This window comes from Selenomonas sp. (assembly GCF_052169755.1).
Classification (GTDB): Bacteria; Bacillota; Negativicutes; order Selenomonadales; family Selenomonadaceae; genus Selenomonas.
Window position 1 is genome coordinate 1 of the sequence record NZ_JBQNBV010000074.1, and the last position, 10,213, is coordinate 10,213.

The following is a 10,213-nucleotide window of genomic DNA, read 5'->3' on the forward strand; positions in this document are numbered from 1 at the left end:
GGGCATCCCGATCTTCGGCACATCTTGATGCCGGACAACTATCCGGCGCATCCTTTGCGCAAGGATTTTATCGCGCCCGTGCCGAAAATGGAGGGAGGTAAGCTCGTATGGCTGGAAAAAGCACCTACATCCTAAACATGGGGCCGCAGCACCCGAGTACGCATGGCGTGCTGCAAGTCGAGCTGGAGCTTTCGGGCGAGCGCATCGAGCGTGCGACGCCGATTCTCGGCTATCTCCATCGCGGCATTGAAAAGCTCATGGAGTCGCGCACGTATGCCCAATGCCTGCCCTATACGGATAAGCTCGATTATGTGTCTTCGATGAACAACAACCTCGCATGGTGTACGGCGGTGGAGAAGCTCGCCGGCATCCGCGTGCCGCTTCGCGCCGAGTATCTGCGCGTCATCGCGGCGGAGCTGAACCGCATCGCGAGCCACCTCGTCTTTCTCGGCACGCTGCTCAATGATCTCGGCGCAGCGACGGCATTCATCTACGCATTTCGCGACCGCGAGAAGGTGCTCGATCTCTTTGATCTGATCTGCGGCGCACGCATGTCAACGAGCTATATTCGCTTGGGCGGCGTCGCCTATGACGCAACGCCGGAGTTCATAGAAAAGACGCAGGCGTTTCTCGACTATGTGCCTGAAATGCTCGACGAGTACGACCGTCTGATCACGGGCAACGAGATTTTCTATGCGCGTATGAAGGGCGTTTCGCCCATGACGGCGGAGGAAGCGAAGGCGCTGTCGCTCTCGGGCGCGAACTTGCGTGCGACGGGTATCGCCTATGACATTCGCCGCGTCGAGCCGTACAGCGTCTATGACCGCCTCGACTTCGAGGTGCCTGTCGGTACGCAGGGCGACGACTGGGATCGTTACGAGGTGCGCTTGAAGGAGATCGGCGAGAGCGCGAAGATCATCCGGCAGGCGCTGCGGGAGATGCCCGAAGGCTCGTGCCGCAAGGTCGTTTCCCCGAATCTTCGTCCGCCGAAAGGCTCGGTCTATCACCGCGTCGAGAACACGCGCGGCGAGCTGGGCTTCTACATCGTGAGCGACGGCACGGCGAAGCCCTACCGCGTGCATATTCGGCGGCCGTCCTTCGTGAATTTGCAGGCGCTCGATCCCTTGTGCCGCGGCGCACTGATCGCCGATTCTGTTGTCGTTTATTCGACGCTCGACCCGCTGATGGGCGAGGTCGATTGCTGAGGGGGTGAAACGATGGAAACGGGCATCGTTTATGCATATATCAACGAGCTGCGCCTGTTTTTGACGGGTGCGCTCGGCGACGCTTTTCTCGCCGAGGTCGTCATGACGTTTCTCGGCATCGCCGTCCTCTTGATGGTCGTCATGAATGCGGCGCTCGTCTTTACCTTCGGTGAGCGCAAGGTCTGCGCGTTTATCCAAGTGCGCTTGGGGCCGAACCGCGTGGGGCCGGGCGGGCTTTTGCAGCCCGTGTCGGATGCGTTGAAGCTCATGGGCAAAGAGGACATCATGCCGGACGGCGCCGATCGTATTCTTTGGAGCCTGTCGCCGATCCTCGTCTTCGTGCCGGCGGCGCTCATCTACGCCTTTTATCCGTTCGATGCGGGCGTCGTCTTCGCCGATGTGAACATCGGCCTCTTCCTCCTGCTCGCCATTTCGGCGCAGGCGGTGCTGCCCTTTTTCATGGGCGGCTTCGCGTCGAACAGCAAGTACGGTCTCATCGGCTCCATGCGCGCCGTCGCGCAGCTTCTGACGTACGAGCTGCCGCTCGGCTTCGCGCTCATGGGCGTCGTCATGCTCACGGGCTCCTTGGACATGAGCCGCATCGTCGAAGCGCAGGCGGACTGCTGGTACATCTTCAAGCAGCCGCTCGCGTTTCTCATCGTCTTCATCTGCATGATCGCCGAGAGCAATCGTCCGCCGTTCAACCTCTTGGAGGGTGAGTCGGAGATCATCGCCGGCCCTTTCACGGAGTACAGCGGTATGCGCTGGGCGCTGTTTTTCCTCGCGGAGTTCGCGAACCTCCTTTCTATCGCCATTCTCGTGACGACGCTCTTCTTGGGCGGCTGGCAGGGGCCGGCGTTTTTGCCGGGCATCTTCTGGTTTTTCCTCAAGGCGCTCATCATGATCGTCGTGTTCCAATGGGTCGGCTGGACGTTTCCGCGCTTTCGCATCGACCATCAGATCGCTTTCGGCTGGAAGCTCCTTCTGCCTGCGGCGATGCTCAATGTCCTTTTGACGGGCGTCGGCATGATGCTCTGGCAGATGTTTTAAGCGGCGCTTCGGCGAAAGGAGTGAGGAACTTTGTGGGGCAAAGGATTGGCTAAAGGCCTTGGCGTGACGTGGGGTCATCTCTGGGGCAAGAAGGAAACCGTTTCTTATCCCGAGGAAAAGATTCCGATGACCGAGCGTTTTCGCGGCGGGCATCTGGTATTGGAAACGAAGAAGTGCATCTCGTGTCGCCTGTGTGCGATGAGCTGTCCGAATGCGGCGCTCGATCTCTCCGTCGTGACGGACGAGGCGAAGAAGCGTCACATGGCGGCGTATTGGCACGACATCGGACGCTGCATCTACTGCGGGATATGCGTCGAGGTCTGCCCGCCGAAGGCGATTCACTGGGACAGGGATTTTGCCATCGCATCGTATTTCAAGGAAGATATGAAGTATGATGCGGTGGAAGAAGAAAAAAAGAGGGGGGGCGAGCCGCATGAGTGATTTTTTGGGAGAGGTCGTCTTTTACCTCCTCGCAGCCGTTACGGTCGCGGGGGCGCTCGGCGTCGTGCTCGCGAAGAAGCTCGTACATGCGGCGCTTCTCATGACGGTCACGTTCATCGGCGTCGCGTGCCTCTACTTCAAGCTCGGCGCGGACTTCCTCGGCGCGGCGCAGCTCATGATCTATGCGGGCGGCGTCGCCGTGCTCATCGTCTTGGGCGTCATGCTCACGCGCCATGCGCCGGGTGAGGAAACGAGTCCCGACAACGCGCGATGGTTCGCCGCGCCCGTCGCCGCCGCGCTGTTTTTCGCCGTCGTCTTTTCCGCCGTCTATGTGACGCCTTTCGCGGAGGTCATGGATGCGCCTGTCGGCAATTCGATAGAAAAACTCGCCGATCTCATGCTCGGCGAGTATGTGATGACCTTCGAGCTGGCGGCGACGCTCCTTTTGGCGGCTCTCGTCGGCGCGATTGTTTTGGCAAAGGAGGAAGGACAATGAGCGTAGGTCTCCTGCATTATCTCATACTGGCGGCAATCCTCTTTTCCATCGGTCTTTTCGGACTCATCCAAAAGAGAAATCTCATCGTCGTGCTCATGAGCATTGAGCTGATGCTGAATGCGGCGAATCTGAATCTCGTCGCGTTCAACCGCTTTTTGCCGGTCGATGCGCTCGAAGGGCAGCTCTTGGCCATCTTTTCGATGATGGTCGGCGCGGCGGAGATCGCCGTGGGGCTTGCGCTCGCCTTCCGCATTTACCATGACAGCCATACGATTTCGCTCGATGCGCTGCAGCGCATGAAAGGCTAGGGGGTGGCACGATGTTTTCCTCATTCGCCTTGCATCATGCGTGGCTCATACCGCTTTTGCCGGGCATCGCTTTCGTCCTCGCAGGTTTTTTGCGTGCGCTGGGGCGCCTTGCGGCGGCGATCGCGGTCACGGCAATCGCTGCGAGTTTCGTGCTTTCGGGCGGTGTGATCGCGGCGGTTCTCTCCACGCCGATCACGGTGGAAGCGCCCTATGTCACAAAAGTCGTTTGGGCGACGGTCGGCAGTCTTGTCTTAGAGATGGGCGTGCTCGTCGATCCCATCACGGCGATGATGCTCTTTGTCGTCACGACGGTCGCGCTTTGCATTGCGATTTATTCCGTCGGCTACATGAAGGACGATCCCGGCATGGGGCGCTTCTTCGCGTTCATCTCGCTTTTCGTCGCGTCGATGCTGGGTCTTGTGCTTGCATCGAACTTCCTGCAGCTCTACGTCTTTTGGGAGGGCGTCGGGCTTTGTTCGTACCTTTTGATCGGCTTCTACTATCAGCGCGTATCGGCGAGAGAAGCCGCGAAGAAGGCGTTCATCACGACGCGCGTCGGCGATTTCGGTCTGCTCTTGGGGATCCTTCTCTTGCAGATTCACTTCGGCACGCTCGACTTCTTAAATCTTCGTATGCTCGTGCCGCTTGAGGTCTTGACGCTCGGCACGGTATTTTTGACCGTCGCGGGATTCCTCATCTTCATCGGGCCGATTGGAAAATCGGGTCAATTCCCGCTGCACGTCTGGCTGCCCGATGCGATGGAAGGCCCGACGCCCGTTTCTGCGCTCATTCATGCGGCGACGATGGTCGTCGCGGGCGTCTACCTCGTCGCGCGCGCCTACTTCATCTTCGCGGCTTCGCCCTTCCTCATGAACTTGATCGCATGGGTCGGCGGCGCGACGGCGATTTTCGCCGCGAGCATCGCCTTGACGCAGCGCGAGATCAAGCGCATCCTCGCCTATTCGACGGTCAGTCAGCTCGGCTACATGATGCTCGCGCTCGGCGTCGGCTCTCTGACGGCTTCGATGTTCCATCTCATGACGCACGCATTTTTCAAGGCGCTCCTGTTCCTCTCGGCGGGCGCTGTCATGCACGCGCTCGCGGACGAGGCGGACATCTTCCGCATGGGCGGCCTTCGGAAGAAGATGCCGTGGACGTTCGCGGCGATGACGATCGGCGTGCTTGCCATCGCAGGGCTGCCGCCTTTCGCGGGATTCTTCTCGAAAGATGAGATTCTTTTCGCGGCGGCGGAAGTTTCAACGCCGCTCTACGTTCTGGCGACGATCACCGCCTTTATGACGGCGCTCTACATGGCGCGTCTGCTTTTCGTCGCGTTCTTGGGCGACTGCCGCACGGGCGCGGCGTACCATGCGCACGAAGCCGGCTGGTGGATGCGTCTGCCGCTCCTCATCCTCGCGGCGCTCGCCGTGACGAGCGGCTTCCTCGGGTATGCGTGGGGCTTCGGCTCGTGGGTCTACTACGGACACGCGCACGCGGGGGCGATCGATCCGATGGTGGCGGGGGTATCGACCGCTTTGACGCTTCTCGCGCTCCTCATCGCGTATCTCGTCTATGTGAAGCAGGTCGTTTCTGCCGATCGGATTGCGGAAAGGCTCGGCATTTTTTACAAGCTGAGTTATCACAAATATTACATCGACGAGATGTATGCGGGATTCCGCAGGCTCTTTGTGGACGGCTGCGGCAAGGTCTTCTATTGGATCGATCTCTATATCGTGGACGGTCTTGTGAATATGCTCGCGCTTTTTGTGCGCTTCTTGAGCGGCGTCTTGTCGTTCTTTGAAACGGGGCAGACGCAGTTTTATGCGACGGTCGTCCTCGTCGGCGCGGCGCTGCTCGCGCTCTTGGGCGTTTACTGTGCAGGCGGCGTCCTTTTCGTGGGAGGTGGCTTCTGATGGACTTTCCCGTGTTGTCGGTCATCCTGCTCACGCCTTTGGCGGCGGCGTTTCTCCTGTGCTTTTTGAGCCGTGAGTCGCGCTCTGCCATTCGCATCGTGGCGGCTGCCGCCATGACGTTTTCCTTTGTTCTTTCCGTTTGGGCGTACTTCGGCTATGACCTCGCGGCGGACGGTATGCAGTATACGGAGCGCGTGCCGTGGATCACCGATCTCGGCGTTTCCTACGCGCTCGGCGTTGACGGCATCTCGCTTCCGCTGCTCTTCTTGACGGAGCTGATCGGCATTTCGGCGGTCTTTTCCTCGTGGCATGTCAAGGAGCGCTCGAAGGAGTTTTTCATCTTGCTTCTCGTGCTGATCACGGGCGTCACGGGGACGTTCGTCGCGAACGATCTCTTTATTTTCCTCTTGTGTTACGAGGTCGTCGTCATCCCGATCTATATTCTCGTCATCCTCTTCGGCTCGACGAAGCGCGTGACGAAGGAATACGCGGGCATGAAACTGACGATCTACCTGCTGCTCGGCTCGGCGTTCCTGCTCGTCGGCGTCGTCTGGCTCTACCTCACGGCGTTCCCTGCGGGCAGCCGCACGTTCGACATGCAGATGCTCGCGCTCGCGGCGCAGGCGGGACACTTCAGCCCGGGCTTCCAGATCGGCGCGTTCCTCCTGCTCCTCATCGGGTTCGGCTCGCTGCTCTCGATGTTCCCGTTCCACAGCTGGTCGCCCGACGGCTATGCGGGCGCACCGACGGCGGTATCGATGATCCATGCGGGCGTCTTGAAGAAAATCGGCGGCTACGGTCTTATCCGCATCGGGCTGCTCGTGCTGCCTCTGGGCGCGAAATTTTGGGCGCCTTTGATCGCCTTCCTCGCGATGTGCAACGTGCTCTATGCCGCTTACATCGCGCTCGTGCAGAAGGACTTGAAGTATGTCGTCGGCTACTCGTCGGTGTCGCACATGGGCTATGTGCTCTTGGGCTTCGCGGCGCTGAACGTCGTCAGCGTTTCGGGCGCGGTCGCCAATATGGTGGCGCACGGCGTGATGAGCGCACTCTTCTTCGCGATGATCGGCTTCATTTATGAAAAGACGCATCTTCGCACGGTGGACGACCTCAAGGGGCTTGCCTATCAGATGCCGCGTCTTGCGACGGGCTTCATGCTTGCGGGCATGGCGTCTTTGGGGCTGCCGGGGCTCATCGGCTTCGTGCCGGAGTTCACGATCTTCGTCGGCGTTTTCGCAGAGTTCCCGCTGCTTGCGGTGCTTGCCATCGCGGGCATCATCTTCACGGCGCTCTATGTGCTGCGGCTTCTCGCCAAGGTGCTGTTCGGCCCGGCGGACAAGAAGTTTGACGCGTACCGCGATATGCACGGCGCGGAGCTTATGCCGCTCGTGCTCTTGGGCGCGGCGCTCGTGGGCTTCGGCGTGTTCCCGCATCTCCTTCTGGGGCTGATTTCGACGGGGACGGAGCCGCTGCAGCCGATGCTTGACCAGTTGAGCCAAATCGGCTTCTTTTTAGGGGGGGACTGAGCATGGATTTTTCAGCAATCGGCATCGAGCTTGGTCTTCTCGCACTCGCCCTGCTCTTTCTGGCGATGGGTGTGCTGCTGCCGAAGAAGGAGCCGCGCACGAGCCTTGCGGCGATTTCGGTCGTCGCGCTTCTCGCGCTCTTCGGCTACGGCTTTTCCTTCTATCGCGGCGGCGAAGCTTCTGCATTCTATGCGGGGCTTTACCTCGTGGACAATTATGCCGTGTTTTTCAAGCAGATCTTTCTTGTGAGTTCGGCGCTCGTCGTGCTGTTTTCGAGCGACTATGTCGAAAGGCTTCTGCGCTCTCGCGCCGAGTTCTATGCGATCCTTGTCTTTTCGGTGCTCGGCATGTGCGTCATGGCTTCGGCGAACGACTTCCTCACGATGTATGTCGGGCTGGAGCTGATGACGATTTCCTTCTATATCTTCGTCGGGCTTCGGCAGCGCGACGCGCTGTCGAGTGAAGCGGCGATCAAGTACCTCGTCTTGGGCGCGGCGGCATCCGCGATCCTCTTTTTCGGCGTGAGTCTCCTCTACGGCGCGGCGGGCAGCCTGCGCTTTGCGGCGGTTGCCGACAGCCTGCGGCTCTTCACGCCGCTCGGCATCGTCGGCATGGCGCTCGTTTTTGCCGGACTCTTTTTCAAGCTGTCGATGATCCCGTTCCACATGTGGGCGCCCGATGTCTATGAGGGTGCGCCCGCGCCTGTCGCGGCGCTCCTCGCTATGGGGTCGAAGGCGGCGGCGTTCGCCGTGCTCCTGCGGCTCGTCTTGACGGTGTTCCCGCCGCTGGGCGGCACATGGCTCTCGATTCTCGCAGGGCTGGCCGCGCTCTCGATGGTCGGCGGCAATGTCATGGCAATCGTGCAGGACGACGTGAAGCGCATGCTCGCATATTCTTCCATCGCGCAGGTCGGCTATATGCTCGTCGGCGTCGTCGCGGCGGATGCGGCGGGCATGAAAGCGCTGCTCTTCTACCTCGCGCTCTATGCGTTTGCGAACATCGGCGCGTTTGCCGTGCTGACCGCCGTCGAGGCGCAGCGCGGCAAACCCGACATGGCGAATGTCGCGGGACTTGCGAAAACCGCGCCCGTCCTCGCCGCCGTCTTGACGATCTCGCTTCTCTCGATGGCGGGCATTCCGCCGACGGCAGGCTTCGCGGGCAAGCTCTACCTCTTCACGGCGGTCGTCGATCAAGGCGGCCTCTGGCTCGCCTTCGTCGGCTTCATCATGTCGATGATCTCCGTCTACTACTATCTGCTCGTCGTCAAGGCGATGTACCTCGGCGAAGGGCCGAAAACTCCCGTGGAGATCTCCGGCGCACTTCGCGCCTGCGTCCTCGTGAGCGTTGCCCTGACGCTCGCCCTCGGCGTCTATCCGGAACCCTTGGCGAACCTGACGAATTTCGTGGCAGCGACGTTCTTTTGACGGATGAGGAAAAAACAGCCCTGCGGCACAAGCCGCAGGGCTGTTTTGCTTGTCGTGGGAAAGAGGTTGAGAAAACGGGGATAAGACGGGGGCGCAGAGGGTGGGCAGTCTTACAGCAGATGATGCGCTTTTGCCAGCTGCTCAATCTTGTTGATTGACCATTGGGATATATCAGCGATGCTTGTGAGGTCATAGCCTTTTCTGAGCATGGAAAGGATCATGCCCGATTCGCCCTGCGCGATGCCCTGCTCGCGTCCCTGCGCGATGCCTTGCTCACGCCCCTGCTCAATGCCCTGTACGATGCCTTGTTCGAAGATGCCTTCGCTCAAATTGCACATGGTGTTCATCTCCTTTTCCATATCGCTCGAAATATCCAGGTCGAATTCGGATTCGAGAATTTTCTTCTTTTCTGCCGCAGATTTTGCTGCGTCGCGGAATAAGACATTCAGAAAACGGATGAGATCATTGCTGGAATTGTCTGCGCCAAGGTAGATCATGATGATGCTCAGCAAGTCGTAATGGTTTTTTTCTGCTTTTGTGATATGCAGAAGATGCCGCTCCTGCATATCATAGACGTTGATGGCGCTTTTCTCGTCGGGAGCATCCATGCAGATCCAGATGGAATATACCTTTTTGATATCGTCATAGTTCGATTTGGTAAACTCCGTTTCCTTTTGGGAAGAAATCAAGCGGCAGGCATAGTATATGGCTCGCCGCAGCAATGCGTAGCCGAGGCGGCTGTGCGACTGCGTTTTTTGCGCCTCGATGTTGACGATCAAAGTGATCCTTTCGCCTGACTGAGGCACTATTGCGTGGAACAGGATGTCGAAGCGAATCCAGCCTTCGGTGGGGCTGGCGCTCTCCGTATTGTCGCCGCGAAGCTCTTTTGGCATCTGCCTGGCAGCATTCGTCTTGTCCATGTCGACGGGAATGGCGCCGATCTCTGGCTCGCCTTCGATGCATTGGTTGGCGATGGTCGCCAGATCGATATGATGAAATTCGGGAACGACGCCTTTGAGGATTCGCGCCACGACGTCCTTTTGTGCGAGCAGACGCTTGGCGTGCTGGTCGTAGGCGGGATTCGCATAGCCGAGCAGCAAATCCTCAAGCGTGAAGCTTGGCGATGACGTCATGCAAGACCACTCCTTTATCTCTATCATAGCATGATTCAGATGGATTTGCCAGATTTTCAGGATTTTTGCGGCTGACAGAATACGGAAGGAACTGCTGTGACGGTGCGGCAGCTCTTTCTTTGTTTCCTCATGCGTTTTACGCATGTTTCAGATCAACCTTTGTGCGCATCGCCGCAAAAGCGGTAGCCGATGCCCCAAACGGTTTCGATGTAGATGGGCTCGGCGGGATTCGGCTCGATCTTTTCGCGGATGCGGTTGATGTGAACCATGACGGTCGCCGTGTCGCCGAGGGCATCCATGCCCCAGATGCGGTCGAAGAGCTTGTCTTTGCTGAAAGCGATGCCGGGATGCTCGGCGAAGAAGAGCAGCAGATCGAACTCGCGGCGCGTGAGGCTGACTTCTTTGCCGTCCGTGAAGACGCGCCGCGCTTTGGGACGGATTTCCAGACCACCCGTAAAGATGCTGTCCGACTGCTGCACCGTCTTTTGTGTGAGCCGCTCGTAGCGTGCGATATGCGCCTTGACACGAGCCGTGAGTTCATTGGGGCTGAAGGGCTTGACGATGTAGTCGTCGGCGCCGAGTCCAAGCCCTCGGATTTTGTCGATTTCTTCCTGTCGCGCCGATACCATGAGGATCGGCGTATCTTTTTCCCGACGGATGGCGCGGCAGATGGAGAAGCCGTCCGTGTTTGGCAGCATGAGGTCGAGCAGGATGAGG

The 10,213-nt window shown here is 59.1% G+C and carries 11 protein-coding genes; 9 read left to right on the forward strand and 2 right to left on the reverse strand.

Annotated features, from left to right (window positions below; genetic code table 11):
• The 9 genes from ACTTKG_RS06490 to ACTTKG_RS06530 form a co-directional block, all read left to right on the forward strand.
• Positions 1-135: NADH-quinone oxidoreductase subunit C (locus ACTTKG_RS06490; protein ID WP_442673431.1), on the forward strand; the 135-nt coding region annotated here is incomplete at its 5' end.
• Positions 108-1,205 (forward strand): NADH-quinone oxidoreductase subunit D, encoded by a 1,098-nt coding sequence (locus tag ACTTKG_RS06495; protein ID WP_442673421.1) that lies wholly within the window; start codon positions 108-110, stop codon positions 1,203-1,205. The genes ACTTKG_RS06490 and ACTTKG_RS06495, both read left to right, overlap by 28 nt.
• 12 nt (positions 1,206-1,217) lie before the next feature.
• On the forward strand, positions 1,218-2,255 hold the full coding sequence (gene nuoH, locus ACTTKG_RS06500; RefSeq protein ID WP_442673422.1) for an NADH-quinone oxidoreductase subunit NuoH: 1,038 nt from the start codon (positions 1,218-1,220) through the stop codon (positions 2,253-2,255).
• A gap of 45 nt (positions 2,256-2,300) precedes the next feature.
• Complete coding sequence (locus ACTTKG_RS06505) at positions 2,301-2,696, forward strand: 4Fe-4S dicluster domain-containing protein (protein WP_442673423.1); 396 nt, start codon at positions 2,301-2,303, stop codon at positions 2,694-2,696.
• Positions 2,689-3,192, forward strand: a complete 504-nt coding sequence (locus tag ACTTKG_RS06510; protein ID WP_442673424.1) for an NADH-quinone oxidoreductase subunit J family protein — start codon at positions 2,689-2,691, stop codon at positions 3,190-3,192. The genes ACTTKG_RS06505 and ACTTKG_RS06510 overlap by 8 nt, the downstream gene beginning before the upstream one ends.
• Positions 3,189-3,500 (forward strand): NADH-quinone oxidoreductase subunit NuoK, encoded by a 312-nt coding sequence (nuoK, locus tag ACTTKG_RS06515; RefSeq protein ID WP_442673425.1) that lies wholly within the window; start codon positions 3,189-3,191, stop codon positions 3,498-3,500. The genes ACTTKG_RS06510 and nuoK overlap by 4 nt, the downstream gene beginning before the upstream one ends.
• Positions 3,501-3,511: 11 nt before the next feature.
• Entirely contained in the window at positions 3,512-5,413 is a 1,902-nt protein-coding gene (gene nuoL / locus ACTTKG_RS06520; RefSeq protein WP_442673426.1) for an NADH-quinone oxidoreductase subunit L, read from the forward strand.
• Entirely contained in the window at positions 5,413-6,939 is a 1,527-nt protein-coding gene (locus ACTTKG_RS06525) for a complex I subunit 4 family protein (RefSeq protein ID WP_442673427.1), read from the forward strand. Before nuoL ends, ACTTKG_RS06525 begins: the two co-directional genes overlap by 1 nt.
• Positions 6,940-6,941: 2 nt before the next feature.
• Positions 6,942-8,363: an NADH-quinone oxidoreductase subunit N gene (locus ACTTKG_RS06530; protein ID WP_442673428.1), complete on the forward strand. Its 1,422-nt coding sequence runs from the start codon at positions 6,942-6,944 to the stop codon at positions 8,361-8,363.
• Positions 8,364-8,473: 110 nt separating this feature from the next.
• Here the strand turns inward: ACTTKG_RS06530 and ACTTKG_RS06535 are convergent, their stop codons facing one another.
• Both ACTTKG_RS06535 and ACTTKG_RS06540 read right to left on the reverse strand, forming a co-directional pair.
• Positions 8,474-9,496 carry a nuclease gene (locus tag ACTTKG_RS06535; RefSeq protein ID WP_442673429.1) on the reverse strand — a complete coding sequence of 341 codons (1,023 nt, stop codon included), beginning with the start codon at positions 9,494-9,496 and terminating at the stop codon, positions 8,474-8,476.
• Positions 9,497-9,648: 152 nt separating this feature from the next.
• On the reverse strand, positions 9,649-10,213 hold a 565-nt coding region (locus ACTTKG_RS06540), incomplete at its 5' end, for a winged helix-turn-helix domain-containing protein (protein WP_442673430.1).